The organism is Streptomyces flavidovirens DSM 40150, assembly GCF_000429085.1.
GTDB lineage: Bacteria > Actinomycetota > Actinomycetes > Streptomycetales > Streptomycetaceae > Streptomyces > Streptomyces flavidovirens.
In genome coordinates, this window is sequence record NZ_AUBE01000027.1 from 1 (window position 1) to 26,526 (window position 26,526).

The 26,526-nt window shown below is 67.6% G+C and carries 22 protein-coding genes and 2 pseudogenes; 17 read left to right on the forward strand and 7 right to left on the reverse strand.

The genetic code is table 11. The annotated features are described in order from the left end of the window. The 3 genes from G412_RS0126530 to G412_RS0126540 all read left to right on the forward strand — a co-directional run. Nucleotides 1-325 (forward strand): IS5/IS1182 family transposase (locus G412_RS0126530; RefSeq protein WP_028814739.1); only part of this gene is annotated, 325 nt, incomplete at its 5' end. Between the two features lie 554 nt (nt 326-879). After that, nucleotides 880-1,206 (forward strand): hypothetical protein, encoded by a 327-nt coding sequence (locus G412_RS0126535; protein WP_028814740.1) that lies wholly within the window; start codon nt 880-882, stop codon nt 1,204-1,206. A gap of 516 nt (nt 1,207-1,722) precedes the next feature. Then, nucleotides 1,723-2,040: a hypothetical protein gene (locus tag G412_RS0126540; RefSeq protein ID WP_157839159.1), complete on the forward strand. Its 318-nt coding sequence runs from the start codon at nt 1,723-1,725 to the stop codon at nt 2,038-2,040. 611 nt (nt 2,041-2,651) lie between these two features. Here G412_RS0126540 and G412_RS0126550 read toward each other — a convergent pair. From G412_RS0126550 to G412_RS39825, 3 genes are all read right to left on the reverse strand, one after another. Further along, complete coding sequence (locus G412_RS0126550; RefSeq protein ID WP_028814743.1) at nt 2,652-3,080, reverse strand: hypothetical protein; 429 nt, start codon at nt 3,078-3,080, stop codon at nt 2,652-2,654. A gap of 178 nt (nt 3,081-3,258) precedes the next feature. Further along, nucleotides 3,259-3,489, reverse strand: a complete 231-nt coding sequence (locus G412_RS0126555) for a hypothetical protein (RefSeq protein WP_028814744.1) — start codon at nt 3,487-3,489, stop codon at nt 3,259-3,261. A 330-nt stretch (nt 3,490-3,819) separates the two neighbouring features. Next, nucleotides 3,820-3,978 carry a hypothetical protein gene (locus G412_RS39825; RefSeq protein ID WP_157839160.1) on the reverse strand — a complete coding sequence of 53 codons (159 nt, stop codon included), beginning with the start codon at nt 3,976-3,978 and terminating at the stop codon, nt 3,820-3,822. Nucleotides 3,979-4,121: 143 nt separating this feature from the next. On the opposite strand from G412_RS39825, the gene G412_RS0126565 reads away from it, so the two are divergent. The 3 genes from G412_RS0126565 to G412_RS38505 all read left to right on the forward strand — a co-directional run bounded on the left by G412_RS0126565 (nt 4,122) and on the right by G412_RS38505 (nt 6,165). Next, nucleotides 4,122-4,385, forward strand: a complete 264-nt coding sequence (locus G412_RS0126565) for a hypothetical protein (RefSeq protein ID WP_028814745.1) — start codon at nt 4,122-4,124, stop codon at nt 4,383-4,385. Further along, the gene (locus G412_RS0126570) at nt 4,382-5,611 is read left to right on the forward strand and encodes a hypothetical protein (RefSeq protein ID WP_157839161.1); all 1,230 of its coding nucleotides are present in this window, start codon (nt 4,382-4,384) and stop codon (nt 5,609-5,611) included. Before G412_RS0126565 ends, G412_RS0126570 begins: the two co-directional genes overlap by 4 nt. Before the next feature lie 266 nt (nt 5,612-5,877). After that, entirely contained in the window at nt 5,878-6,165 is a 288-nt protein-coding gene (locus G412_RS38505) for a peptidase inhibitor family I36 protein (protein WP_157839162.1), read from the forward strand. 609 nt (nt 6,166-6,774) lie between these two features. Here G412_RS38505 and G412_RS36025 read toward each other — a convergent pair. Both G412_RS36025 and G412_RS36030 read right to left on the reverse strand, forming a co-directional pair. Further along, a pseudogene (locus G412_RS36025) lies at nt 6,775-7,779 on the reverse strand (IS481 family transposase). Nucleotides 7,780-7,781: 2 nt separating this feature from the next. Next, nucleotides 7,782-8,801: an SDR family NAD(P)-dependent oxidoreductase gene (locus tag G412_RS36030; protein WP_051338618.1), complete on the reverse strand. Its 1,020-nt coding sequence runs from the start codon at nt 8,799-8,801 to the stop codon at nt 7,782-7,784. 55 nt (nt 8,802-8,856) lie between these two features. On the opposite strand from G412_RS36030, the gene G412_RS0126595 reads away from it, so the two are divergent. The 5 genes and pseudogenes from G412_RS0126595 to G412_RS36035 form a co-directional block, all read left to right on the forward strand. Continuing rightward, nucleotides 8,857-9,279: a MerR family transcriptional regulator gene (locus G412_RS0126595; RefSeq protein WP_028814748.1), complete on the forward strand. Its 423-nt coding sequence runs from the start codon at nt 8,857-8,859 to the stop codon at nt 9,277-9,279. Nucleotides 9,280-9,911: 632 nt separating this feature from the next. After that, the gene (locus G412_RS0126600) at nt 9,912-10,496 is read left to right on the forward strand and encodes a hypothetical protein (RefSeq protein WP_028814749.1); all 585 of its coding nucleotides are present in this window, start codon (nt 9,912-9,914) and stop codon (nt 10,494-10,496) included. A gap of 287 nt (nt 10,497-10,783) precedes the next feature. Beyond that, nucleotides 10,784-11,023 (forward strand): P-loop NTPase family protein, encoded by a 240-nt coding sequence (locus G412_RS0126605; RefSeq protein ID WP_157839163.1) that lies wholly within the window; start codon nt 10,784-10,786, stop codon nt 11,021-11,023. Nucleotides 11,024-11,487: 464 nt separating this feature from the next. Further along, nucleotides 11,488-11,715 (forward strand): hypothetical protein, encoded by a 228-nt coding sequence (locus tag G412_RS0126610; RefSeq protein ID WP_028814751.1) that lies wholly within the window; start codon nt 11,488-11,490, stop codon nt 11,713-11,715. A gap of 38 nt (nt 11,716-11,753) precedes the next feature. Next, nucleotides 11,754-12,243 (forward strand): annotated as a pseudogene (locus G412_RS36035) (IS5 family transposase); the annotation flags it as partial. Between the two features lie 481 nt (nt 12,244-12,724). Here G412_RS36035 and G412_RS0126625 read toward each other — a convergent pair. Continuing rightward, complete coding sequence (locus G412_RS0126625; protein WP_028814752.1) at nt 12,725-13,762, reverse strand: PP2C family protein-serine/threonine phosphatase; 1,038 nt, start codon at nt 13,760-13,762, stop codon at nt 12,725-12,727. 1,799 nt (nt 13,763-15,561) lie between these two features. Between G412_RS0126625 and G412_RS36040 the strand changes: the two genes are divergently transcribed. The 6 genes from G412_RS36040 to G412_RS0126660 all read left to right on the forward strand — a co-directional run bounded on the left by G412_RS36040 (nt 15,562) and on the right by G412_RS0126660 (nt 25,303). After that, the gene (locus G412_RS36040) at nt 15,562-17,415 is read left to right on the forward strand and encodes a glycoside hydrolase family 15 protein (RefSeq protein WP_051338620.1); all 1,854 of its coding nucleotides are present in this window, start codon (nt 15,562-15,564) and stop codon (nt 17,413-17,415) included. Nucleotides 17,416-17,462: 47 nt separating this feature from the next. Then, nucleotides 17,463-19,175 carry a pyranose oxidase gene (locus tag G412_RS0126640; protein WP_028814754.1) on the forward strand — a complete coding sequence of 571 codons (1,713 nt, stop codon included), beginning with the start codon at nt 17,463-17,465 and terminating at the stop codon, nt 19,173-19,175. 30 nt (nt 19,176-19,205) lie between these two features. Next, the gene (iolE, locus tag G412_RS0126645) at nt 19,206-20,147 is read left to right on the forward strand and encodes a myo-inosose-2 dehydratase (RefSeq protein ID WP_028814755.1); all 942 of its coding nucleotides are present in this window, start codon (nt 19,206-19,208) and stop codon (nt 20,145-20,147) included. 59 nt (nt 20,148-20,206) lie between these two features. After that, nucleotides 20,207-21,472 (forward strand): FG-GAP repeat domain-containing protein, encoded by a 1,266-nt coding sequence (locus tag G412_RS0126650; RefSeq protein WP_028814756.1) that lies wholly within the window; start codon nt 20,207-20,209, stop codon nt 21,470-21,472. 110 nt (nt 21,473-21,582) lie between these two features. After that, nucleotides 21,583-23,946 (forward strand): ABC transporter substrate-binding protein, encoded by a 2,364-nt coding sequence (locus tag G412_RS0126655; protein ID WP_028814757.1) that lies wholly within the window; start codon nt 21,583-21,585, stop codon nt 23,944-23,946. 22 nt (nt 23,947-23,968) lie between these two features. Beyond that, nucleotides 23,969-25,303, forward strand: a complete 1,335-nt coding sequence (locus G412_RS0126660) for an immunoglobulin domain-containing protein (protein WP_028814758.1) — start codon at nt 23,969-23,971, stop codon at nt 25,301-25,303. 573 nt (nt 25,304-25,876) lie between these two features. Here the strand turns inward: G412_RS0126660 and G412_RS36045 are convergent. Beyond that, a complete protein-coding gene (locus G412_RS36045) occupies nt 25,877-26,326 on the reverse strand; it encodes a cupin domain-containing protein (protein WP_037649959.1) in 450 nt (149 codons plus the stop codon). Nucleotides 26,327-26,526 lie beyond the last annotated feature (200 nt).

The following is a 26,526-nucleotide window of genomic DNA, read 5'->3' on the forward strand; positions in this document are numbered from 1 at the left end:
CCTACGGAAGGTGTGGGTCGACGGCGGCTACCGCCAGCACCTCGTCGAACATGCCGCCGCCCTCGGCATCGACATGGAAATCACCACCCGCACCCCCGGGACCAGGGGTTTCACCCCCATCCCGAAGCGGTGGGCGGTCGAGCGGACCTACGGCTGGCTCATGCTCCACCGCCGCCTGGCCCGCGACTACGAAACCCACCCACACCGCTCCGAAGCCATGATCCACCTCGCCATGACCGACCTCATGGCCCGCCGCCTCACCGGCGAGAACACCATCTCCTGGCGCGACCCGACACCAGCACATCAAAGCCGCATCCCAGGATGAAACAACAGGATGAAACGACCTCTCAGCGACGTCGGCGGCTTGGTCGCGCTCGCGGCGTCGACGCACGAGCGGCCTCTGCTTTGCAGTGGGGGGACCAGGTCGAGTGCCCGGTTTGCGGCCGATCGTGGACGCTGGATGTCGGCGTATGGTCCGAACTCCCCAGCAGCGTACGCTCGTACGTCCCCAGTGGTCAGGCCACTTCGGTGCTCTGGGGGTGTCAGCAGAAATGGGTCCGACATCAGGGCGGCGACTCCGCCCAGCTCTCGGGGTCGCGCCCCGCGACTCGACGAGTGAGGGCCCGCCGGCAAGGTCGAGGTCTTCGGGGTTCTCCATCCCGGCCGCGGGCAGGAAGACGCGGATGTTGGTCGTGCCGGTGGGCCATGCCATTGGCGTTCCCGTCCCAGCGCACGGGGCACCACCCGTCTTCGTCGGGCGGCTAGATGACCAACCGGGCGAACCTCATGGCTCCCCGTACGCATGGAACACCGGCGCTCCGGGCACCCGCCTGGACTGGCCCAGCCAAAGACCAGCCACGCCGAGAACCGGGAGATCCGATGATCCGCAATGCCGTGATCTGCGACCGTGAGAGCTGCCTCGCCCTGTACCTGGAGCCCGAGGGGCTGCCGGAGGGTGCCCGGTTCGAGGACGTCATCGTGGAAGCCGGGTGGGCCCTCCGGCCGGCGGCCGTGGCCCTGCCGGGCTACCCGGCTGTGCCCGACGTCCTCGCGCACCTCTGCCCCGCCTGCGAGGCCGGACGGGGCCCGGTCCTCGAACGAGGAAAGTGCCCGACTTGCGCCGGCTCGACCGTGGTCCAGGATGCCGGGTCTACCTGTCACTACTGCCGGAGGGTCGTCCCCCACCTGGCCGACGAGTGGTGCTGACCCGCAGACTGTGGCCGATGTGGTCTCCACAGGGCGCAGGCGTGGCCGAGGTGAAGCAGGGCGATGTGCCACCACAGGTCGGCCGGAGCGCCGTCGCTGCTGCTGGCGAGGGCCGTGCGGTGTGCGGCGTTTTGGGATTCTTGAAGTGCGCTGGCCACGCGCCACCATTCGGGCGCGGTGCCGTCCAGGCAGGCGCGCGGCGGGACAGGGGAACGTCCACCGTCGTCCCGCCGGCGGCGTGCATTCGGGGCGGGGGCGATTGGCCATGGGTGAGGATAGGGAGGCTGACAAGCGAGGGTCCGGGATGAGGCTGAGGATTAGGAGTCCGGCGAGTCCGAAGACGCGGGCCTGACGGGACCAGTTGATCTTTCGGGCTTCTACGCGGCGGCGTTCAAACCGTTCCAGGACTATCTGCGCAACCGGAACGCGTGGATCGGCAAGTTGCTTGCTGAGTCCGCCGGGATGAGGATGCGCCCGCTTTTTCCGCGGATCGTGTTGGATTCTCCGTTGATCCGGATGAACGCCGTGACGGAGAACCTCCGCAGGCAGATGGCAGACCTGACGGGCTTCAACGACATGGTCCGCCATGCCTTGCAGCCGATGGTCGAGACCTACCGGCCGCCCCAGTGGCACAGCGTCTTCGAATCCCTCCGCGACACCCTCAACAAACACCGCCCGGAGAACCTGCGCGACGTCACGCTCGGTACGGGCGACTTGGAAAAGCTCCTGGTCGACGAGGGCGTTCCCCTTATGCGGGTGCCTGGGCCGCAGACGGTGCGCACCCTGCTGGACGCGCCGGATGCAGCCACTCGGCGCCGCATCATCTCGGGCTGACCAGCCAGCATGTAGCGGCCGTGGGAGGCGGGGGTGCTGCCTGGCCCGTACGCGCGCAGCAATTCCACCAGTCGCTCGCGGTGCTGTTCGGCGAACGCCTCCAGGCGCTGCGCGTACCCGTCCCGCTCGTCCTCGCGCACGGTGCTGAGCGCCACCGTCAGGATTTCCTCCGACGCCGAGGGGATGAGGAAGTTGTCCGGGTCGGTCAAGGCCCACGTGCACCGCTGCGCCGCCGCCAGGACGTCCTTCGCGTTCAGCGCCGGCACCGGTTCGTGCGCCGGGGGCTCCGGCGCGGGGGAGGCCGATTGCCGAAGGTGGGCGAGCAGCTGGGCGCTGGAGGCGGCGCGCCCGCGCTGAGCGGAGGCGGTGGTGTCGGCGATGCGCAGCAGCTCGGGACCCGTGCGGGGCGCTGCTCTCCGAGATCCAGGTGTGGGCGCCAGCCACCGCCCCGGCCTCCAGCTTCGACACGATGTCGTCCGCCTGCTCGTCCGCGATCCCGATGGCGGCCAGGGCCTGGAAGAGCATGGACCGCGCGTGCGTTGCCTCGTGCTGATGCTGGCTGATGCGGGCCAGCTCCTGGCCGTATGCGTCGGCATGGTGCTGTTCGGTGCTCATGCTGTGCCTTCCTGCGTGTTGCGGGGAACGGCCATGGCGGGTGCTTGCAGGGGCATATCCAGGGCTTCCAGGTGAGTCAGGAGCAGGCGTTCCAGAGCATGGCTGACGTGGCTGGGCTCGCTGCCGTGCAGTGTCCCGTCGTAGCTGCCGTCGCCCCGGTCTCCGGGATAGGCAAGGTGCCAGGGGGAGACGACGGTGCGGTCGAAGAAGTTGCTGAGCACCTCGAGCGGCTTCGGGTGCTGCCGGGCAGGCTCGTAGCCGCCGACCGCGGCGGTTGCGGCCTGCCCGATCTCGCCGACGGCCCACGAGAGCACTTCTACCAACTGCCGTGCATGCGCCGAGGGAACGTCCTCGCACACCTCCACCACCCGGTACAGCCCCGGTGCCCCGTAGAGGTTGCCCTCCTTGGCGCGGCGCACCTTCACCGCAGCCTCCTCCACCTATGCGGCACGGAACCAGTTCACCAGCTCCGAGGCACCGGGATGCTCCGGGTCGGTACACCTCGCCACGCCCCGGAACTGCCCTTGGCGCTCGGGCGGCCGCACCCCACTGGAGGCCGGATGCCCGTCGTGGCGCTCTTGCGGATCACCGGCAGGGCTGTACTCATCCCCAACTCTGCTGTCCCACCAGAGCCCGGATGCGCCTCAGCTCCGTCACGCGCACCGCCGCCAGCCGCTCCGCCTCACCCACCGGCGCCCCGCTCCTCTTTCCGTCCCCGGCGGCTCCGATCAGCTCGCCCAGCTGCGCCCACGTCAGTCCGGTGACCTCCCGGCGAACTGCCACCCTGCACTCGACATCGCTGACCGTCTTCGCCCTCTCGTTCTTCTGATCCATTTCCGTCCTCAGCCTCTCCGGTCTGTTCAGGCACTCGGGTACGGGTGGTTGCAGGGTTGGTGCCGTCGTCGTGCTGTTCGGTGCTCACGCCGTGCCTTCCTTGTCGGTTCCGGTGCGGTTGGCGACTCAGTCCGGATCGCGTACGGGCGCCGGTGCCCGCGTCTCTGGGTCGGGGCGTGCATGATGCGCCAGCTGGTGCGCGGCGCGGTGACGGCGTGGGCCAGGGCGTTGCCCAGGCGACGCCACGGGCGCAGCCGCCCGAGCAGATAGCCGACCGCGAGGGCGGCGACCGCGGTGACGGGCGACTGACACGGGGTTTCCGTGCCGGCGTCAGTGGGGTCGGGTGTCGTCGGCTGAGATGACGAAGCCGATCAGGACGAGCAGTGTTGCAGCAAGGGTGAGGACGTTGTGGGGTCCCCAGCCGCTTTGCAGGGCGAGGGCGGCGATCGCGGTCACGGCGTAGGCCAAGTGGTGCGCTTCACGGTTCAACCTCCATGAGATGTGTGCGGGTTGTTGTGAAGTGACCGTGCCTACTGGGGGAGGGGGCAGGGGATGCCGGAGGACGCGGGGGCGGGGGCCGTGGGCGGGGTCGTCCGAGGGTTTCTCGGGCCGAGAATCCTGAGGCGTAGGCCTTGGCCGAGTGGCTGCATGGCATCGCCCGGGGGCTGAACGTCCGCGAGCTGGCGGAGCGCTTTCCGTACAACAAGACGAAGTGGGCGCAGTTCCTCAACGGCAGCCAGCTGATTCCCAGCTGGCTTTTGCAACAGGTCGTGCGTGAGCGCGTGTCCGAGGAACAGTTGCAGGAGAAGATGCTCGCGCAGGCCGCGGATCTTCTGGATCGGGCGGAGCGGGAGGGGGCCGGGAACTGCCTGTGGCGGTGCGCACTCTGCCGGTGAGCGAGCTTGAGATGGATCTCGCGGAGACCCGTCGGGGGCAGGTCCAGGCGCAGAAGACGCTGATGAGCATGACGCAGATGGTCCTGCTGTTGCGAGGAAGCAGAGGAAAGAGCGGGCGACTGGACCGGTCCCTACCGCCGGCGCCTGGAGACACCCGAGGAACAACTGCGCCAAGCGCAGGAGGAGCGAACGAAGCCCAAGCGTTGCGCCTGGAAGCCCACCTGCAGTCCGAGCGTTACCGCCGCGCGCTTCGAGCCGACCACCTTCCGGTGACGCTGTCCCACCGCGTGCACGACGTGGCACCGCCCCGGTTGGAGTTGGACGAGTGCGACCGAGTACTGGCTCTCAACGCCCGCCATCTGCAAGGAGCTCGTCGGGAGCTGTACTCACTGCGGTTGCGGCTGGGCATGCCGGCCGTCGACCAGACCCGCGTTGTCCGCGGACAAGTCCTGGACCCCGAAGAGGTGGACAAGGAGGAACAGGACCGCGCCCGTCAACGACTCAATCAAGGCTTCTCCGCCGAGCAGACAGCAGCCCTGTCACGCACGATCCCCGACGACGAGCCGATTCCCAGGCGAATACTGTGGATCCCAGCCCTGGTGTTCGGCGTCCCCCTGCTCCTGGTCGTCTGCGCCTACTGGTTCGCCAGGCTGTCGGAGGGGGAAGCCGATGCCCGCTTGGAGTACGCCAGCGGCTCCGTGTCAGTGGGGGAGAACCGAGAAGGGAAGTACATGGGCCTGGGGGGCCGGCCGACACCCGACCGGACCACCTTCACCTGGACCTTCGAGGGGCCGATCAAGACGAACTTCAGACCACGGACGCAAGAGGGCACCCACGTTCCCGAGCGCGCACACGGCAACCTGGTGGGCAAGCTGCGCGCCGAGCTGCCCTCCTTCTGCACGGACGCGCGGCTGCGCTGGCAGATCCAAGCAGACGGCACCACCGTGGACGAAGGAACCGCCCACGGCTCGGCGCCCGCTGCCGTCGCCATCGACACCAGCGTCGGCGGTGCCGGCACCGAAAAGATCACCGTCACCGCCGACGCTAGACCCGGGGAAGGCACCCTGCCGCCACGCGATCCTGTCGTAACAGGACCCGCGCATCGTCCTGACATGGAACGGACAATTCTGAAAGAGTGTTTCGTTCTGGCGGGGGGTTTGGTAAGACTCCCTTCGGTGAATGCCCGGACGGTTGGTTGCCGTTCCCCCTGGTGGTGGGGTCGCTGAGACCAAGGGGCTGGTGGTGGGGGCGTTTCGGCCAGAATCGCAGAAACGGGGACATCCCATACACGGTCAGGAGAGAGTGCAGGGAGCCTCGCTTGTCGAAGTGGAACAAGGCAACGGCCGGACTTCCCGGCCTTGTATGAATCGAAGGAGGGCAACCCCTCATGCAACGGTTCACAGCACTCTGTGCGGCAGTAGGTCTGGCTGCGGCTGGAGTAGTCGCATCCGTGCCCACGGCCCAGGCGTCTGCGACCACGGTCGAACGGGACGTGTCGATCACCGCATATCAGGACTGTCCGGTCGGCTGGTTCTGCGCTTGGGAGGACGCCGGCGGCTGGGGCAGGATGGTGCGCTTCCAGACGGGTTCCGACGACTTGCGCGACTTCAATATGAACGACCAGATCTCCTCGGTATGGAACAGGACGGGCAGGACTTTCTGCACGTGGCTGAACATCAACCGCGACGGCGCCACATGGCCCGTGGGGAACTGGCAGGGCAATACCTCCCAGTACAACCGGAACGACAACATCAGCTCCTTGCGGGTAGGGGCCTGCTGAACCCCAGCCCACCCGACCCCAAGCACGGCACCAGCGGCACAGTCGGCGCGGTCCGGCTCGCGGACGGCGGGCAGGTGCTGCGACTCGGACCTGACCTGACCTGTTGACCCGTCCTGATCAAGGACCGGCATGTGCCTTCTGACGCTGGTCAGTCGATCGGGGGGGCCCACTCACGCGGCGTGGGGCCGGATCGACCTGCTGGTGCCGGCCGATCCGGCCCGGCGGGTCGTGGAGGTCGGTTCCTTCGCGTCGTCCTCGTGACCACTTTGTGTTCCCGTGAGTTGCCGGGTCGGCGGTGACCGCGCGGTCGGGCCACCTTCGCGCGTGCGCGGTGGGCTCCCGGTTTGTTCCTGACGACACTGCACCGGTCAACCGCGAGGTCATCCCCAGCCACGAACCCGACCCCGATCGACCGCCGCCCCGGCATCCATGTCGGCGGCTGAGACGACGCCTGGAACTCGATCAGGGGCAGGTCGTGCCGTCAGCCGGGTAAGCAGCGCGCGGTCTAAGCGAACATGGCCGGTCGTTGTCTCATCCCGGTGCCCTGGCCGAAGCACAGTGACGTTGGAGTCCTGCCCCTTCCGCCACCACCAGTTGATACCGGCAATCCTAGTAGTAGGAGGGCCGCACGTTGGTGACAGCGCTCTTGAGCCGTGATGCTGGCGGTAGACCGTCCGCTCCGCTGTGCGGCCGGTGGTAGTTGTAATGGATGTTCCAGACGGCAATCGCCGCCGCATGCTCGACCTCGCTGGTGAACTCGCGGGCGTACAGGAGCTCTTCGGCCAAGATCCGCTGGTACCGCTCCACTTTCCCGTTGTGGCGAGGTGTGTAGGGCTTGGTCTTCTGGTGTCGAGTTTGGCCTCCGATGGTGCGGGCGAAGTCGCCTGAGCGGTAGCACGCGCCGTTGTCGGTGACGACGCGGTGGAGGTGGATGACGCCGTGGGCGGCGAACCAAACCTTCGCCCGTGCCAGGAATGCGGCAGCCGTGGAGCCTTTCTCATCGGCGAGCGGCTCGGTGTAGGCCAGCCGGGAGAAACCATCGACGGCGGAGTGCAGGTACACGTAGCCGTGCTTCGCGCCTGCCGATTTCGCCCGGCCCACAGCTTTGGCCTCTCCTGAGTCGCGACCGTGCACACGCCAGCCGCCCCCGTCGGGTATCCGTCCGACCTTCTTGACGTCCAGGTGCACCATGTGTCCCGGCCAGTGAGCGGTGATCTTCCCGGGCTCCCGGTTGCTGTCCCCCAGGGATCGAGGAACCGGCGGTGTCCCCAGTCCTAGCCTGGCCAAGTGACGGGTGACGGTGCGTCGGTTGACGGCGTGACCGAGCTCGGCCAGCTCGTGAATGATCCGCTGTGCGGACCACTTCTCCTGCCGCCGCCAGGATTCGATCTTCTCGATCACCCATGCCGATGTCGTACGTGGGCTGTGGTGTGGGATCGAGGGACGGTCGAGCAGGCTGAGGTCACCGTGACGGCACCATCAGTTGACCCACTTGGATGCGCATGCCCGCGAGATGCCCATCTCGGCGGCGGCGTGCGAGATGGGGCGGGTGCGGCAGCGCTCAATGAGCCACCGCCGGCCCTCGACCGTAAGTGGTGCATTGCGGTGCGGCATGCCTAGATCCCTCTGCCGCTGGCGGCGGATCGCCGGGTGGGCTGGCCGGGGGTGGCCGTGATCGGCGTGGCGCCGGTCGCGGCGACGGAGAGGTCCCAGAGCCGGGCGGCCTCGTCGGGGTCGACGGCGTACGCGCGGACGCCGCCGTCGTCCATGGGAGTGTCGGGGGCGGAGACGCGGGCGACGTCACAGTCCTCCAGATAGAGCCCGCCGCGGCCATCGAGGAGCGGAGACGTGGCGGCCCACAGGCCGGTGGCGGCGCCCTGGGAGGGGGTCTTGAAGTCGGCGCCGACCACGTTGCCGTGCTCATTCACCCAGCCGCGGTCGATCTGTTCCTGGAGGGCCATCTCGCGCTGGAGACCGGTGATGATCTTGCCTGGGTGAACGGCGAACGCGCGGACTCCATCGCCTTGCCCGAGGGCATCGAGGTGCACGGTGAACAGGGCGTTGGCGGTCTTTGCCTGGCCGTAGGCCAGCCACTTGTCGTAGCCGGTGCGGAAGTGCGGGTCGTGCCAGCGGATGCCGGTCAGTGTGTGTCCGGCGGAGCTGTTGACGACGACGCGCGCTCCGCCTGCGGCGGCGAGGAGCGGGTAGAGCTCGCAGGCGAGCGTGAAGTGCCCGAAGTGGTTGGTGGTGAGCTGGCCTTCCCAGCCGGGCCCGACACGTCGCTCCGGGGTGGCCATGACTCCGGCAACGGCCATCAGGAGGTCGAGCCGGTCGAGACAGTCGCTGATGTGCGCGGAGGCTGAGCGGACGCTGTCGAGGTCGGCCAGGTCCATGGGGATGACCTCGCAGCCCTTCACCTCCTGGAGAGCGGCACGGGCGACGTCGGGGCGGCGGGCGGGAACGATGACCCGGGCCCCGGCGGCCGTCAGCGCCCGGGTGGTCTTCAGACCGAGCCCGGAATAACCCCCGGTCACCATAGCGGTCCTGCCGGCAAGGTCACGGCCGGCCACGATGTCTTCCGCGGTGGTGACGGCCGAGAAGGGCGAGCCGAGCGGCTGCTGATCAGTAAGGGTCATGCCGCTGACGCTACGATCTAGAGTGAGGTCTAGATCAAGTCCAGGAGTGAGCGGTATGACGACCACCGAGGCTGCCGCGCAGTCGCTCAGCATCGGCGAGGTGGCCGAGCGGACCGGAATGAGCGTGCACGCTCTGCGCTTCTACGAGCGCGAGCGCCTGCTCGTCGGGCCGGTCCAGCGCACATCGGGCGGCAGACGGCGCTACACCTCCTTCGATGTCGACTGGCTGCTGATCTGCGTCAAGCTCCGCGCATCCGGTATGCCACTCGCCGACCTCAAGCACTTCGCCGAACTGGTACGCCACGGACCGGGCAACGAGGCAGAACGCCTGCGCCTGCTCGACGCTCATCGACAGCGCGTCGACGCACAGATCCAGGCGCTGGAGGAGTGCCGATCCGTCATCGCCTGGAAGGTCGGCGTCTACGCCGAGCACCTCGCCCGCGGCAAAGCCCGCGGGCTCTGGGACCCGACAACCTGAGGCAAACGCGGGCAGTCGCGTCGTGTGCGGTGTGCGATGTGTCGGCAATGGTGTGCAAGCCGTGGCTCTGCGGCTTCAAGCGTCTACCTTGCCGAAAGCGTCAACAACGTCCTGCCCCACAACACCTAGTGATCGCCGCCGAAAGCGACATAGACCACAAGACAGGCCCGTAGATTTCCTCTTCATCCATGGAACAGGCCAGCTCCTGGGGCAGCGAGCCCCGCGCGGCCCGCGCCCGCGCCTCCTCCGCCTCCTCGCTGCGCAACCATCGCGGCACCGGCGGTCGCTCCATCCAGATCCGAGGCGACGCCGTCAGGTACAGTCGCCGCATCGCCGGCACAAGCTCTTGGTCGTGAAAGGCCGCCCACGCCTTTCCGAGCGAACCGCTTGCTCGGTGCGCCTCGTCCGTTTTACCGATCACTGCGGCAGTCACATCGCCTCTGACCTGTGAAAACACGTCGCGTAAGTGTTAACGACGTCAGGATGGCCGTGTGGAGGTAATGACGCCTCCCGGCCGAGGGCGGTTGAAGATCTCTTGACGAAGTGCTCCTGCTCGTACTGGGGTTCATTGCCAGAGAGGGATGTACGGGGACTAGCGAGGGTTGTCGGTGCCTGCCCGTAAGCTCCTGGGCGTGCCGACGACTGACGCCTCTGCTCCGTACTCGACTGGTGGGGGCGGTGTCTGGATCGAGCACCGTTACGCGGCGACGCTGGTTGCCGCACTGCTGACCGAGGATCCGATCAGTGAGCTCGGTGACGATGTCGTCCCGCATTCTGTGCGTCTGCAGGCCAGCTACATCGGCCCGATCGACGACGTCGTGGTGGAGGGCAGTACCCGTGACGGCCTCGGGCGGCGGGTGTCGATCGGGGTACGCCGGGATCCAGGCCTGACCACGAGCGATGAGAAGTCGGTCCCGCTGGTGCGGTCTTTCCTGCGGGTGGTTACCGGACTCTGGGATGAGGTGGCCGCCGGGCGCTGGCGGGTGGCGCTCGCGGTCGGTGTCTCCAGCACGGCGGTGCAGCAGACCGACGTGCTGGCCCGGATGGCGCGGTCCGTGTCCTTTGCTGCCGGATTTCGCACTGCCGTCGAGCGTCCGGGGGCGGCCAAGGCCGCCGTGCGGACACGTCTCAAGCATCTGGACGCCCTGGTCGTGGCGGCCGTCAAAAACCAGGACGATTTGTCGCAGGTCGACGCCGAGGAGTTGACGTGGCGCTAGCTGATGGCGTTGCGGGTACGGCAGATGCGATTGGAGGGTGTCGACGAGTCTGACCGGAGCACGGCCGTCTCTGCGCTACGGCGCATCGTGGCTGACGAGGCGATGACGGTAGCTGACGACGTTTTCGCTCACCTTGCGGAGCGCTCCGGTGCTGGGCTTCTTCCGCTGCGGACCTGGACCAGACGATGGTGCGCCGCGAACTCAGCGGCCTCCCGCTGCACCGGACCTCTTCCTACGGGCAGGCCTCCTCCGGGAGGGGACCCGCCCGGATTTGCGGGGGCGGTGAAGTGAGGCTGGAACTTGACCGGGTCGAGGAGCGGGCACGGCTCGCCGATTGGATGGACCAGGCCGGCCGGGCGAGCTCGGGCCTGGTGGTGACGGGGGAGCCTGACGTCGGGAAGTCCGCTCTGACGATCCGAACCGCACAGCAGCTCACCGATCACGGCGCGGCTGTCGCCTGCCTGAGCCTGCGTGACCTTCCCGAATCGGCAGTGCAGGTCGACACCTCGTGGGCGGGCGCCCGTTGACGGAGGTGTTCGAGGCGGGAGGGATACGGGCGGTTCGCTTGCTCGTGATCGACGGCGCGGAAGCCGTCCTGGAGGGCCGCCGTGATCTGCTGAGGGGGGCCGCCGTCGCTGCTTTCAGGGCCGGGCCAGGGGTGGTCGCCGTCACCTGCACTGACGGGGCCACGCGGGTGCGGGAGGTTGTGCAGTCCGCCGCAGCGCAGGCGGACCGCCCGAAACGGTGGCCAGCACGTCGTGTCACGGCTCACCGGCGACGAGCGTCGCCAACTCGTCGAGACCTTTCACACCTTGATCCGCTTGAGTGCCGACACGCGAGCCGAGTGGCCGGTCGGCCGGCCGGGCCATGTCGATGTCCTGCTGCGGGCCGGCACCGTCACCGAGACCAGCACGCTGCTGTCCGAAGCGGAGGTGTTCGTTGCCGTCTGGAACGGACGCGTCCGAACGGCGAGGAATGCCTTGCCGGAAGCGTGTCAGCGGAGGACCGGGAACAGGCCGTCCTCGCCGTTGCCCGCCGCGCGCTCAAGTTGCCGGACAGCCCATCCGCCATCGGTGCGTCGCTGCCGCCACTGCGATTCGACGCGGTGCTGCGCGCGCCGGCCAACCCCGCGTTCGCCGCAGGCGACGAGTTCGCCATGGACCTGATGCGCGACTTCGCTTTGTGCCGCCTGTTTTCACCGAAGGATGGGAGGCCTTGAGGAAGCATGAGCGCCCCGCTGGGCGATTCGCGCGGGCTCTGTGCGGGATTTTGTTCGTACTGCACACCGGCTTCCGGTGGAGTACTTGCCGCAGGAGCTCGGCTTCGGTTCCGGGATGACGTGCTGGCGACGGCTCGCCGCGTGGAACGAGGCCGGCGTGTGGGACCGGCTCTATGCCGTCCTGCTGGCGAAGCTGTGGGCCGGAAAACAACTGGACTGGTCCCGGGCGGTGATCCACTCCAGCCACGTGAGGGCCGCTCGGACGAGGCCCCACAGCGGACCCAGCCCGGTCGACCGCGCACGTCCGGGCAGCCAGCACGATGTCCGCGTTGACGGGCAGGGCATCCCGCTCGCCGTGTCGCTGACCGGCGCGAAACACAACGATGTCACCAGATGCTGCCCTTGCTCGCGAAGATTCCGTCCGTTCCGGGCCTGGTCAGGCGACCGCTACGACGACCGGACATGATCCTCGCCGACCGGGGCTACGACCACGACAAGTACCGCCGCCTCGTCTGGGCCCAGGGCATCCAAAGCCGAGCGCGATGCCGGTGGACTGACCGGGCCATGGGCCTGTCCAGTCCCTCGTCCGTGCACTACCAGCTCAAGCAGCCGGAGGGACGACGCTCACCAATCTCGCAGACGGTGGGCGCGTCACCGTATTCGCGGATCCAGTACCGCATACAGGCCAGGATGTCCTCCTGCCTCAAGCTCAGACCAGTCCTCACCGAGCATCCACCTCTTCCTGCTGCGGGGCGCGCACGGCCGGCCGCAGCTCCACCCCCCCAAGCTGCGGCCGACCGCCCACTGGGCATGGTCCACAGTCGTACTGCGCCTGGATCAGGTCGCGAGGGAACGTACTTTGCGCCATGTCTCAAAGTAGAGCGCAAGTTCGAATTCGGAGGTCAACCCGCAACTGAGACTGCGACTCCGGGGCTGCCTGTGCCACTGAACCTTGAGTGTGTGCCATCGCGGTTGAGTGGTGAGGGGCCGCGCACTGGGACTCAGTGCCTCAGGGCTCATGCAGGCGTACGGCGAGGGCGGCGATGTCGTCGTCAAGGCGTCCTCTGCTGTAGCGGAGGAGATCGCGGTGAAGAGCCGTTAGAAGTTCGCTGGGCGGTGTCGGGGGCTGTTGACGCATCCAAGCTGCCAGCGGGAAGAACTCGCCGTCGCGGGCGCGGGCCTCGGCGATCCCGTCGGTGTAGAGGAGCAGCAGGTCGTTGGGGGCGAAGTCGAAGGTGTCGACGTTGTACTGGTCGCCGATCAGCTCCGCGAGGCTGAGCAGTGGCGATGGGGTGGCCGACTCGAGGACACGGAGTTTCCCGCGGTTCAGGAGCAGCGGCGGGGGGTGTCCGCAGTTGAGGATGTCGATACGTCTGCCCTCGTGCGGGATCTCGACGAGAAGGGCGGTGGCGAAGCGCTCCATCGGCCCCTCGGGGGGAAAGGCGGCGTTGTAACGGGTGCTGCTGGCGTCCAGCCTGCGTGCGACGTTGACCATGTCGATCTCGCCGTAGGCCGCCTCCCGGAAGGCGTTGACGATCGCCGCGGCCGCCCCCACTGCCGGCAGGCCCTTGCCTCGCACGTCACCGATGAGCAGCCTGACCCCGTATGGAGTGTCGACCACTTCGTAGAAATCCCCGCCGATGCGGGCCTCCGCCGCGGCCGCGAGATACAGCGACTCGATCTCGATGTTGCCGAGGCGGCGTGGCATAGGGCTCAGCACCACCTGCTGCGCCGCGTCGGCGACGAGCCGTACCTGGAAGAGGGTGCGCTCCCGCTGGAGCCGGATATGGCTTCCGTACGCGGCGGCCACGGTAACGGCGATGATCCCTGCGGCCGTCCACCACGTCCCCAGATCGGGGAAGACGAGGCTGAGGCCGATCATCAGAAAGAGGCAGACCGTCCCGAGCAGGACGGTGGGGAGCACCGGCCACATGGCGGCGGCGAGGGCTGGCGCCGCGGGCAGGAGGCGGCTGAAGGCCATTTCCGGCGGCGTGGTGTATGCCAGGCTGGCGATGACGATCATCAGGATGACCGGCGATAGCCGCACGAGTCTTCCCGGGCCGCGGCGCCTACGGGGCCGCAGCCGTCCAGACTTGATCACGTTCCCAGGATATATGCGCAATAGGGGCATAGCGCTCTGACGGGCAGAGTCGGCCGCCTGCTGATGTCCCGACTCAATGAACCGAGCGCCATCTCACGCGTTCCAGCCGACGCGTGGCCTGACCGGGCTCAGCTCGTTGGGCAGGCATGGACGATGACAAACCAGGGGCATCGGCGCTCGCCCTGGCCGAGGGACTTGTGGCGGGCAGAGTTCCAACGGCAAGTGATGGCAGATCCTCCGCGGGCGCTGGAAACCGTAAACCGACTCGTGCTGGGGATGCACTGCTCCGTGTCATCGTCGGCAATCGACGCAGCACTGAAGGCGGGCGTGGGTTGGCATGAGATCGGGTGCGCAATCGCTGCGTTGGAAGGGTCCGGCATTCTCCTGAAACAGGTGGCAGCGCTGCTCCTGAGGCTTCCTGCCGCCTATCGTGCCGCTGAACGGCAAATGCTCGCTCAGGCTTTCGGGTAAGAGACGGAAGAAGAGGCCCAGGGCGCTCGAAGGCTGGCGCAGCAAGCACCCAGATGGGGATGTTTGGTCGGCGGCAATTCAGCGTTTCCAGCTGAACACACGGTTTCCGGTGGAGCCCACTTAGCGTGCGATCCCGTTTTCCTAGGCCACCAGCACCATCGCCATCCTCCGGCGAGACGGCGACTCGGTTCGTTGAGACAGGACAGCTGGCTTCACGAAGTTCCGGCGGCATACGTTCATGGTTCCCGGAGGCACCCGCCAATCGGAAAGGTCGATGTTCACGAGAACGAGAACGAGAACGAGGACGAGAACGAGGACGAGAACGGGAGGCATCCGTCGGCGCGCGGCAACGACGCGATGACGGGCGCCACCCCAAGCCCGTAGCCAGTGCTCGGGTGCCCCAGGCCCCCCGGACGGTGGCATACGGCATCCCGCCGGTTCTGAGCCACCCATTCGCCGCCCTGCGGCTTCACATCGGCGGCTTCCAGCAGCGCGAGCACCTCTTCGTCGTCACACCGGCCGATCGGATGCGGTTCCTCCCGGGCCGTCGACCTCCCAGCCCAACCAGCAGCGGATCGTCGTCGACCACATCCATCACCGTGGCATCTGTCGTGGCCAGTTCTGATTCCCGCTGGCGTCCACTTCGGGCGAGTTGTCCGGCCGCGATGGTCGCAGTGGTTGATCAGCATGGCGGAGCCCCAGCGGCAATGCGCGCCGAGCGCCGACGAGGTGATTGGCAGCAGACGGAGATGCAAATCCGACGGTGGCCGAGCGCATGGTGAGCCATCCGCAAGAGCAGTACCGGCGTGACCAGGTTTGTCATCCCGGCCCGGTCCTTGACTGTGACACATGCCAGAAGCCTGGAAGATGCCGTCTGGTCTGCCGGTTAGCCGGATGCATATGCCCGAGTCGCGCATCTTTATGCGATATGCCACCTTAGGGATGTCGCCCGGCGGACTCGCTGAAGCCGTTGCATGGCCCGAAGTCTTCTTGTGAAGGCTGGGCTGGGCCGGTGAGCGGTTCCCAGGGCGGCCGGCTGATGTCTGAGAGCGGGCCTGGTCCACCGCGTCATGCGGGAGGGGCAGGCAGGCTCATCAGATGTCAGCGCATGCTCGGTGCCCGGTGCTGTCCGGGTGCTCTACCCATTCACCAGCAACGTGCCGCTGTGACGCGGCGTGCCTACCCCTGCCCATGAAGCGGTGTTGTGGTGCGCCCGCAGACCGGCGCGAGCGTTCTCCGGCGGTGATGTGCCGCCGGTGTGAGGGAGTGTCGGAATGCCCAGTGCCATCGAGGACTACGCGTTCCTGGGAGACCTGCATTCGGGTGCGCTGGTCGGGCGTGACGGGTCGATCGACTGGTTGTGTCTGCCGAGGTTCGATTCGCCGGCGTGCTTCGCCGCGCTGCTGCACGACAAGGATGCCGGCCGCTGGCTGCTGGCCCCGGCTTCGGGCGGCCCTGCCACGCGGCGCCGTTACCGGGACGACACCCTGATCCTGGAGAGCGAGTGGCACACGGCCGGGGGCAGCGTGCGGATCGTGGACTGCATGCCGCTGCGCGGGGAGGGGTCCGACCTGGTTCGCCTGGTGGAAGGGATCAGCGGACGGGTCACCATGCGGATGGACCTGCGGCTGCGTCCCGACTACGGCCGCATCATCCCCTGGGTGAACCGGACCGGCGGCGGACTGCGGGCCGTGGCCGGCCCGGACGCCTTCTGGCTGCACACGCCCGTGGCCGTCTACGGCGAGAACATGGCCACCAAGGCCGAGTTCACCGTCGAGGCCGGCCAGCAGGTGCCGTTCGTCCTCACCCACAAGCCCTCCCACCTGGCCAGCCATCCCAAGCCGGTCGAGGCTGTTGCCGCCATCGCGGACACCGAGCGCTTCTGGCGGACCTGGATGAGCCGGTGCACCTACCAGGGGCAGTGGCAGCAGGCGGTGCGGCGCTCCCTGATCACCCTCAAGGGCCTCACCTATCAGCCCACCGGCGGGATCTTGGCGGCAGCCACGACATCACTGCCCGAGCAGATCGGAGGACCGCGCAACTGGGACTACCGGTTCTGCTGGTTGCGCGATGCGACCTTCACGTTGCAGGCGCTGGTGGGCACCGGCTATCTGGAGGAGGCGTCGGCGTGGCGGGAGTGGCTGCTGCGCGCGGTCGCCGGCAATCCCGCCGACCTGCAGATCATGTACGGCCTCGACGGCACCTGGCGGCTGCCCGAGTACTCCCTGGACTGGCTGTCCGGCTACGAAGGGTCGAGCCCGGTCCTGGTCGGCAACGCCGCGGCCGGCCAGTTCCAGCTCGACGTGTGGGGAGAGGTCCTGGAGTGCTTCTACGTGGCCCGCGAGGCGGGACTGCCGGCCAATGATCCCGCCTGGAACGTGCAGCTGTCCCTGCTGGACTTCCTGGAGAGCAACTGGAGCGAACCGGACAGCAGCCTGTGGGAAGTCCGCGGCGATTCCCGGCACTTCGTCCACTCCAAGGTCATGGCGTGGGCGGGACTGGACCGCGCGGTGCGCTCGGTCCTGCACCACGGCCGCTGGGGCCCGGTGGACCGCTGGGAGGAACTGCGCGACCGTATCCACGCGGAGGTGTGCGCCAAGGGCTTCGACAGCGAGCGCAATACCTTCACCCAGTTCTACGGCTCCAAGGGACTGGACGCGGCGCTGCTGTTGCTGCCGCGGGTCGGTTTTCTGCCGTGGGAGGACCCGCGGGTGCGGGGCACCGTGGACGCCGTACGCCGCGAGCTGAGCGAGGACGGTTTCCTGCTGCGTTACCGGCCTGAGGCGGACGGCGGTGTCGACGGCCTGCCCGGCGACGAGGCGACTTTCCTCGTCTGTACGTTCTGGCTCGCCGACGCGCTGCACGGCACCGGCCGCCGGCGGGAGGCGAAGGAGCTGTTCGAGCGGTTGCTGGACCTGCGCAACGACGTGGGACTGCTCAGCGAGGAGTACGACCCGCGCACGGGCCGCCATCTGGGCAACACCCCCCAGGCGTTCAGCATGGTCGGCCTGGTCAACACCGCTCTGTGGCTCAGCGGCACGGCCGACATCACCTCCGTCGACGGCCAGCCGGGCCATGCCGTCGACGTCGATTCCCTGGGTCGTCGGCCCAGCCGTGTGCGTCCCTGACACCCCCTGCCGTGCCGCCTGATCAATCCCCTGCGAGAGGAATCCACATGAACGACAACGACGTGCTCGGCGCCGAGTACGACGCGCTGATCATCGGCAGCGGCCCGGTGGGCTGCACCTTCGCCCGCAAACTGGTCGAGGCCGGCAAGCACGTGCTGATGATCGACGCGGGGGCCCAGCTGTCCCGGCGTTACGGCGAACACCTCAAGAACAGTTACCTGTTCCAGAAGAACATCGACCTGTTCGTCTCCGTCATCAAGGGCAATCTGCTGCCCCTGTCGACGGCGACCAACAAGGAGCCGGCCCTCACCCTCGACCCGTCGGCGTTCGCCTACGACCCGGACAAGTACGCCGGCTTCTCCATGCGCAACCAGAACCCCGAGCAGAAGAAGCACACCAACCTGCCGGCCGCGGCGGCGACCTACGCCGTCGGCGGCATGGCCACCCACTGGACGTGCGCCGTTCCCCGCTTCCACGCGCAGGTCGAACGGCGCAACGGGGACCAGGAATACCCCATCGACGACAAGAAGATGGACGAGCTGTACGACAAGGCCGAGACCCTGCTGGGCCGGCAGACCTCCGTCTTCGCCGCTTCCGCCCGACACCTGCTGGTCAAGCAGGTACTGAAGCAGTCGGGCGAGGAGTTCAGCGATGTCGCCGAACTGCCGCTGGCGGTCAGCGAACGCGTCGACTCCGAGCGGACCTCCGCGGTGACCTGGTCCGCGGCCGATACCGTCCTGGGTGACCTGGCCGAGCCCACGCACCGGCCGTCCGAGGGCTCGTTCACCCTGCTGCCCGAGCACCAGTGCGTCCGCCTGGAGATCACCGGCGCGGGCAAGCGACAGAAGGTCGAGTACGCCGTCGTACGCCACCTGCGCGACCTGCGCCGCGAGATCCAGCTCCGGGCCAAGACGTATGTGGTGGCGTGCGGTGCGGTACCCACCCCGCAGCTGCTGTTCAACTCCGGTGTCACGCTGCCCGCACTCGGCCGCTACCTCACCGAACAGCCCATGTCCTTCTGCCAGGTGGTCCTCCAGCAGGAGCACATGAACAACATCGAGTCGATCCTGCGCGGCGTCTCCGGCAGCGACGACGACGCCCCTGCCGCGTCCGCCGCCGAACGGGTCGCCGCCTACCGCGCCGCCCAGCTCAAGCGGCTGCACGGCGGTGACAAAACCGCCGACCCCGTGCCTTTCCCGCCTGCCGAGCGCGATCCGAACCTGGCCCTGCTGGTGACCGAGCAGCGCCCCTGGCACTGTCAGATCCACCGCGACGCCTTCACCTACGGGGCCGTGCCGCCCAATGTCGATCCCCGGCTCATCGTGGACCTGCGCTGGTTCGGCATCTCCCGCCCCCGCCCGGAGAACAAGGTCACCTTCTCCCGGAAGATCCGCGACACCTTCGACATGCCGCAGCCCACCTTCCACTTCCGCCTCGACGAGGCCGAACGGAAGGAGACGGACCGCATGAACGAGCACATGCTGCGCACCGCTGCCGCACTCGGTGGCTTCATGCCCGGCTCCGAGCCTGTTTTCCTCACCCCCGGCCTGCCGCTGCACATCGCCGGCACCACCCGGATGGGCACCAGCGAGCTGGACAGCGTCGTCGACGAGTACTCCAAGGTCTGGAACGTCGACAACCTCTACCTCGGCGGCAACGGCCTGCACCCCTTCGGCAACGCCTCCAACCCCACGCTGACCAGCGTCGCCATGGCCGTGCACGCGGCCGAGACCATCCTCAGCGGCCACCCCGGGCACTGACCCACTCCCCGCGACCCCCAGGACTGTCCCATGAGCCAAGCCACCACCATCCGCCCCGAGGGCATCCACCTCGGCATCACCCCCACCTGCTGGACCAACGACGACTTCCCGCTGATCGGCAACGACATCCCGATGGAGCAGTGCCTCAGCGAGATCGCCCTCGCGGGCTTCGAGGGGTGCAGCATCGGCCACAACTTCACCACCGACGTCGACGCGCTCACCGCCGCCATGCACCTGCGCGGCCTGAGCGTGAGCGAACCGTGGGTGAGCACCTACTTCACCGTGCCCGACGGCGCCGAGCGCACCGCCTGCGACCTGCTGAAGGTGCTGGAGTTCCTCAAGGACTTCAACGCCGGCGACCCGCCGGTGAAGACCACCACGATCGGCGTCGCCGAGTTCGGCCACTCCATCCACCTGCAGTCGCTGAGCCTGCGCAGCAACCGGCCGGAGTTCACCGACGAGCAGTGGGCCGACCTCTGCAAGGGTCTGAACAAAATCGGCGAGATCGTCGCGAGCCAGGGCTTCACCCTCGCGTACCACCCGCACATGGGCACCGGCGTACAGACCGAACAGGACGTCGACCGTCTGATGCGCGACACCGACCCGCGCTATGTCAGCCTGCTGCTCGACACGGGCCACCTCACCTGGGCCGGCGCCGACGTCCGGGGCGTCGTCGAGCGGCACCGGGACCGCATCGCCCACGTCCACCTGAAGAACATCCGCAGCAGTGTGAGGGCGGACCGGACGCTGGCCTCCGGGAGCTTTCGCGAGTACGTGGATGCGGGCATCTTCACCGTCCCCGGTGACACCGAGGGCGAGGTGGACTTCGACACCCTCCTGAAGACCCTGCGCCCGGGAGATTCCTACCGGGGCTGGCTCGTCGTCGAGGCCGAACAGGATCCTCGCAGCGGCCAACCGCCCCTCCACCACGCGCAGACGGCTCACCGCTACCTCACCGAGGCCCTCGCCTGAACCGGTCCGCCTCGCCACCGGCAGGCGTCCGGCCAACCCCACCTTCGGAAGGCACCCCCATGGGCGCAAACACCCCCCTGCACCTCGCCACCCCCAAGTTCGACCGGGAAGTCGTAGCCGACCAGCTCAATGACGGTTACTGGGTAGAGGCCCCCGACCTCGACGGCGACACCCGACCCGACCTGTTCGGATACGGCCTGTCCCTGGGCGAGATCTACTGGTACAAGAATCCCGGCTGGAAGCGCCAACTGGTGGCCGACGGCTTCCACATGCCCATCGGCGCCCACTGCGCCGACATCTCCGGCAACGGCCGCCCGGACATCGTGGTGTGCTACGAGCTGTACGGGGCGGGCGGACGTATCGACGACCCCGACCTCGAAGGCGGGAAGATCGACTGGATCGAGAACACCGGCAAGCCCGATGCGGACGTGCGCTGGGAGCGGCACTACATCGGCCGCGAGACCGGCATGCACCGCCTGCGCGTCGGGCACTTCACCCAGACCCGCAAGCCCGAGGTGATGGGCGTGCCGTGCGTGGGGCCCAAGCACGTACACGGCCTCATCCCCATCGTGCTGTTCAGCCCGAACCACGACGTGCGCAAGCCGTGGGAGAAGCGCGTCGTCGACGACAGCCACTTCCGCATGATCCACGGCGCGGAGCTGAGGCCGAACCCCCTGCCCGGAAGCGAGCACCTCGACTCCATCCTGCTCGCCTCCGAAGAAGGCGTCACCTGGCTGCACTACGACGAACGCGAGGGCCGGTTCACCACCACCCACATCGGCTCGGGAGAGCACTCCCAGTTCGAGCACACCGGCTTCAAGGGCAGTGGAGACGTGGGTGCCGGACGCATCGGTGACGACCCGCACGCCTACGTGGCGGCCACCGAGCCGTTCCACGGCAACACCCTGGCCGTCTACGTCAAGGAGCAGCCCGGCACTCCCGTGGCAGAGGCCACTTGGCGGCGTGTCGTTCTCGACGTCTTCGGCGACCCCAACGAACTGGGAGAGGGGCCCGGTCACCAGATCGTCTGCGCCGATTTCGACAACGACGGCGACGACGAGTTCCTGGTCGCCCTGCGCGGCCCCTGGCCCTGGCAGGGTGTCTTCTACTACAAGGCGATCGACATCCAGGCCGGCATCTTCACCAAGTGGCGCGTCTCCTCCGACTCCACCGCACGCATCGCCGTCGGCGACTTCAACGGAGACGGCCGCCTGGACTTCGCCACCATCGCCTACAAGGTCGACAAGTACTTCGTCGCCCAGGACGCCAAGCTGTCCGTCTTCCACAACGCCATCGACGGCATCGCCTCCCACGACGCCGACTAGCGCACCCCTGCCCGCGTGCGGCTCCGAGGCCACCTGCCTCGGAGCCGCACGTGAGGGGCCGGCGTGTCCGCACGCGTATCCGCCAGGACCCGAGGAGGAAGGAGACCGGCTTGACCACGCCCGGGGACAACCGCGGCAACGCCGCCGAGAACGGGCGGACTCCCGGCCAGGAAGTCCGGGACACCGGTTCATCACCTGCGGGCGCGACCGCGAGCGGTCTGCGGCCCAGGTGGCGGACCCGCCCCGCGCGCCTGACTGCGGCGGCGGTCCTCGTCCTGCTCCTGGCCACGGCGGCAGTGGGACTGCCGTACCTCCTGCGCCCGGCACCGGAGCCGGTGTACGTGGCTCTGGTGACCAGCCATACCGGACCGGGGGCCGTTCGCGGCCAGGAGATCACCCGCGGTGTCCGCTTTCACTTCGACCGGATCAACCGGGCCGGTGGCATCCGCGGCCATCCCGTACGGGTGCTGCCCTACGACGACCGGGCCGACCCCGCGACCGCGCGCCGCATGGCCGAGCGCATCGCCCGCGACGACCGGGTCGCCGTCGTCATCGGCAACACCAGCAGTCCCACGGCTACCTGGGCCGCACCCGTGTACGACGCCGCTCGCATCCCTTTCATCACCCCCACGGCCACAGCCGACAGCATCACCGCCGGCCCCTGGTGCTTCCGCACGACCTACACCAACACCTATCAGGGCCAGTTCATTGCCGCCTACACACACCACGTCCTCGGCGCGCGCAGCGCGACCGTGCTGCACGCCGACAGCTCCTACGGCGTGTCCCTCGCGGACGGCTTCCGCCGGTCCTTCGCAGGCACAGGGCGCGTGCACCGGGTCGTCGCCCTCGGCGACCACAGCGGCAACCCGCGACCGGACCAGCTGAAGAAGGCGCTGGAGGCCGTGCGCACGGACCCGGGCCAAGGCCCGGTCGTCCTCGCCCTCCCCGAAGACCCCGCATTGACCACGCTGTCCTACCTGCGCCGCCACGGCATACGCGCCACCGCCATCGGGGGCGACGACCTGTCCAACACCCAGTTCAGTTCCCGCTTGGCCGCCTCCGCCCAGGAACGGGCGGCGCCCGGTTCGATGACCGGGCGGTTCTACGCCGCCTCTCCCCAGCTCGCCGACAGCCTCACCGGTGCCGGCCTGACCTGGGCCACGGCCTTCCGGAACCACTACGGGACCATGCCGTCCTGGAAGGCTATGTCAGGTCAGACCGCGGCCCACATGGCCGTACACGCCCTGCGCAGAGCAAAGGTCCACCATGCCCACGTCACCCCGAAGGACCGCACGGCCGTCCGCGATGCGCTGGCCGCCATGAACACTCCGAAAAGAGGCGTTCCCGGCGTGTACGGGCGAGTGTTCTTCGACCACACCCGATCCCTGCACCTGCCCGTCACCATAGGCACCATTCAGGCCGGCGACATCGTCTCCGCCCCAGTCCAGCTGACCGAATACAGCCCGGAGGAGGACATCGACGTCGCTCGGGAACTGGCCGCCGGACGGGCCGTCGCCTTCCGGGGCAAGGCGCTGGCCCGTCAGCAGATCGTCTACACCGGCATCAACGTCAACCGGATCAGCACGCTCGACACCCGCGAGGGCACCTTCAAGGCGGACTTCTTCCTGTGGTTCCGCTACAGAGGCAGTGACGAGGCCACCAACGTGGAATTCCCCAACTTGGCGGACGACAAGTTCAAGTGGACCGCGCCCGTTCGCGAATCGTCTGCCCAGGGCATGAAATACCGGCTCTACCAGGTCGTCACCACCTTCAGCACCGCACTGGACTTCCACCGCTTTCCCTTCGACCGGCAGCACCTCGCAATCACCCTGCAGAACCGCACCCAACCCGCCTCCCGCGTCGTCTACGTGGTCGACCGGCCCTTGGTGCAGCAGGACCGCACGGAGGCGCTGCAGAGCGGCAAGGACGTCCATCAAACCTTCGACGGCCTGCCCAACTGGGCGGTGCATGACCTGAGTCTGTACAAGACCGCCGTGGGCAGCACCGCGCGACTCGGCGACCCGGACCTGGCACGCGGCGAGAACGGCGTCCACTACGCGCAGTACGTCGCCGACGTCACCGTGGCCCGCAACGTCGGCCCCTTCCTCATCAAAAACCTCCTGCCGTTGCTGCTCAGCGCCGCCGTCACCTACGCCACGCTCTTCTTCCCCCGCGACCCCCGCTACACCAGCACCCGCGTCTCCCTGGAGGTCACCGCCATGCTCAGCGCCGCCGTGCTGCTGACCAGCGTCACCAACTCCCTGCCGGACATCGGATACACAGTGGCACTCGAGTGGGCGTACTACACCTTCATGTTCCTCGTGGGCACCTGCGTCTTCATCTCACTCGCCGGCGCCTGGCTCCAGGAGCACCACAACATACGGGCCTGGAATCGGCTCGCGCTCGTCTCCCGCGTCTACTACCCGGTGTTCTGCCTCGCGGTCCTGCTCGCCTACCTCGTCCACTTCGGCTGAACCCCGCGGCTCCGGTGACACAGTGAAGAACCTGAACTCCGATCCGCTCGCCCACCGCCTACGCGCTGCCGCCCGGACCATCGACCTGCTCGCCCTCGCCGCCGGCGCGCTCTTCGCCCTCACGCTCGGCGTCACCGCCCACCAGGACCGTGAGCTGGACTTCGCCCGCCCCGGTCCAGCCCTCTGCGCCGTCGTCACCACTGGACTGTCCCTGTTCCTGCTGGCCGGCCTCGCAGGCATCCGCCGACTGGGCGCCCACCGCCTGTGGCTGGCCAGCGCATGGACCGCCACCATCCTGCTGAGCGCCACCGCACTGACCTGGATCGCGACGGTCGTCGACACTTCGCACAGCCTCATCCGCGGCACACCGGTCACCACCATGCGCGACACCGACGCCTACCTCACCCGCCACGCCCCCGCATCATCACGCCAGGTGCACATCCCCACAGGTGTGTTCATCCAGGCCCTGCGCTTCACGGGTGCCTACGACGTCGAGGTGAGCGGCTACATCTGGCAGCGATACGCCGACTCCGTCCCGGCCGGGATTGAACGCGGCATCGTTCTGCCGGAAGCGGACGATTCCTACCAGCCCCACAAGGTCTATGACATCCACCGTGACGGCGAACACGTCATCGGCTGGTACTTCAACGTCAAGCTCCGGCAGGCGTTCGACTACCACACATACCCCCTGGACGAGCAGGATGTCTGGCTCCGTATGTGGCATCCCGACTTCGAGAACAGAGCGCAGCTCGTCCCCGACCTGGCGGCGTACCCGCCCTGGCGCGGCCCGGCCGCCTACGGCCTGGACGCGAACTTCGTCTCCGGCAACTGGGCCGTCAAAAACACCTCCTTCAGCTACGACACCCCGCGTTACTCGGTGAACTTCGGACAAGGCCGCCAGTACCGGCACGAGACGCATCCAGAGCTGTACTTCAACATGCACATGGCCAGAGAGTTCGCCTCCCCGCTCTTCGGACGGATCATCCCCCTGGCCTTCATCGCCGTCCTCGTCTTCGCCTCCCTCTTCGTCACCACGAAGAACACTCAGCGGTTCCCGCTCGCCGGATTCGACGGACTGACCGTGGTGGAGTTCGCGGCGGCGACACTGCTGGTCCTGACCGTTGACCACAACACCGCGCGACAGGAAACCGGCTCACACGGCATCACGTACATTGACTACGTATATTTCTGTCTCTACTTCATGATCATCGCGGTGGTGTGGAACTCCCTCCTGCTCTCCCGCGGCCCACATCTGGCGCTGATCCAGTGGCGGGACAACCTGGCACCCAAACTGCTGTACTGGCCCGTCCTTGCTTTCCTCCTATGCTCCATCACCGCCCTCACGTTTCTGCTGTGAGACGTGACGTTTCCGCCGGAAGGGCACGCGGCGCGGCACAGTACGGCCTCGCTCGAAAGAGTGGTCGCAGCAAGGCGCCCCCGTCACTGGGGCAATGAGCGACTCCTGCCGTGAATCATGTGCATCACGCGCCTGGCGAGCGTTGGACGGGACGAGACCCGTGCTTACTGACATGACAGGCGACATGCGCATAACCGCTCCAGCCCTGCGCCGACCCGACATCACAGGCCCTTCGTGCGCTGGCCGCCCACGGCAGATGGCGTAGGCAGTCGCACAGGCCCGAGCCGCGGAGCAACCCATGGACCGTCGTACGTTTCAATGAGGGCTCATCACGCTCGGCGCCGTAGCAGTAGCCGATCTCCCGCTCGCCCCGTCCCCGCGTCGGCCACGCCGACGCGCCCCGCACCCGATCGCCCCAAGGAGGATCCGCTCCGGCGCCGAATCACCCACCGAGTACGCACTGCCCGAAACGCACCAAGTGCTGGCCGTCGACCACCGGCGACCGCCCCCTGGACCTCATTGGTACCGGACATCGTCGAACCCGTGAGTTCGTGAAACCTGCGTGTCTTCCCGCTATTCTGCTGCGGTGTAATTGATCTTCGGCTTTTCGCCGTACTTGTCAAGGTCGGGCAGATTAGTTACCTTGCCCTTCATTCCAGAGCGCACCACGGCCCAGACTGTCTCCAAGTCGGTGGACCTATTGATTTCCTGATGAACAACGTACGGGGGGATGAACACGAAGTCACCCGGCCCGGCCTCGGCCACGTTCTCCAGCCGGTCTCCCCAACGGTAATGGGCCGTGCCGCTGACCACGTACAAGACGGTCTCTTGGTCCTCGTGGTGATGCGCACCGGTGGCCGCGCCCGGTTTCACCGTGCTCCGAAATGCCGACAACTGGACGGGTCCGGAGTCCTCGCCCTCGAACGCGACCTCGCGCAAGAGGCCGGGAGTCTGTAGCGTTTGAGAATTCAAATCCTTCGAATGCACAATCCTGACCTGCTTATGGGCATGGGTTTCACTCATGTTTGTTTCCCCAGTGGCGATTCGTGAGGGCTATATGGCCGGTTAGCGGAAGCGTGGGCCTCGTGAACCAAAAATTACCATGAACGGTACTGCGCACGGCAATTCGACTCTATCCCGCGATCCCATGACCGGCCATTTGGATGCTGTGGAGTCGATCGTTGCTGTGGAGTCGATCGGGCTGTCACACCGGGTGTCACGCT

Excerpts from the sequence above, each read along its gene's own strand:
- G412_RS0126535 (WP_028814740.1), top strand. The coding sequence starts at position 880 with ATGATCCGCAATGCCGTGATCTGCGACCGTGAGAGCTGCCTCGCCCTG.
- G412_RS0126540 (WP_157839159.1), top strand. The coding sequence starts at position 1,723 with ATGAACGCCGTGACGGAGAACCTCCGCAGGCAGATGGCAGACCTGACG.
- G412_RS0126555 (WP_028814744.1), bottom strand. The coding sequence starts at position 3,489 with ATGGATCAGAAGAACGAGAGGGCGAAGACGGTCAGCGATGTCGAGTGC.
- G412_RS36030 (WP_051338618.1), bottom strand. The coding sequence starts at position 8,801 with ATGACCCTTACTGATCAGCAGCCGCTCGGCTCGCCCTTCTCGGCCGTC.
- G412_RS0126595 (WP_028814748.1), top strand. The coding sequence starts at position 8,857 with ATGACGACCACCGAGGCTGCCGCGCAGTCGCTCAGCATCGGCGAGGTG.
- G412_RS36040 (WP_051338620.1), top strand. The coding sequence starts at position 15,562 with ATGCCCAGTGCCATCGAGGACTACGCGTTCCTGGGAGACCTGCATTCG.
- G412_RS0126640 (WP_028814754.1), top strand. The coding sequence starts at position 17,463 with ATGAACGACAACGACGTGCTCGGCGCCGAGTACGACGCGCTGATCATC.
- iolE (WP_028814755.1), top strand. The coding sequence starts at position 19,206 with ATGAGCCAAGCCACCACCATCCGCCCCGAGGGCATCCACCTCGGCATC.
- G412_RS0126650 (WP_028814756.1), top strand. The coding sequence starts at position 20,207 with ATGGGCGCAAACACCCCCCTGCACCTCGCCACCCCCAAGTTCGACCGG.
- G412_RS36045 (WP_037649959.1), bottom strand. The coding sequence starts at position 26,326 with ATGAGTGAAACCCATGCCCATAAGCAGGTCAGGATTGTGCATTCGAAG.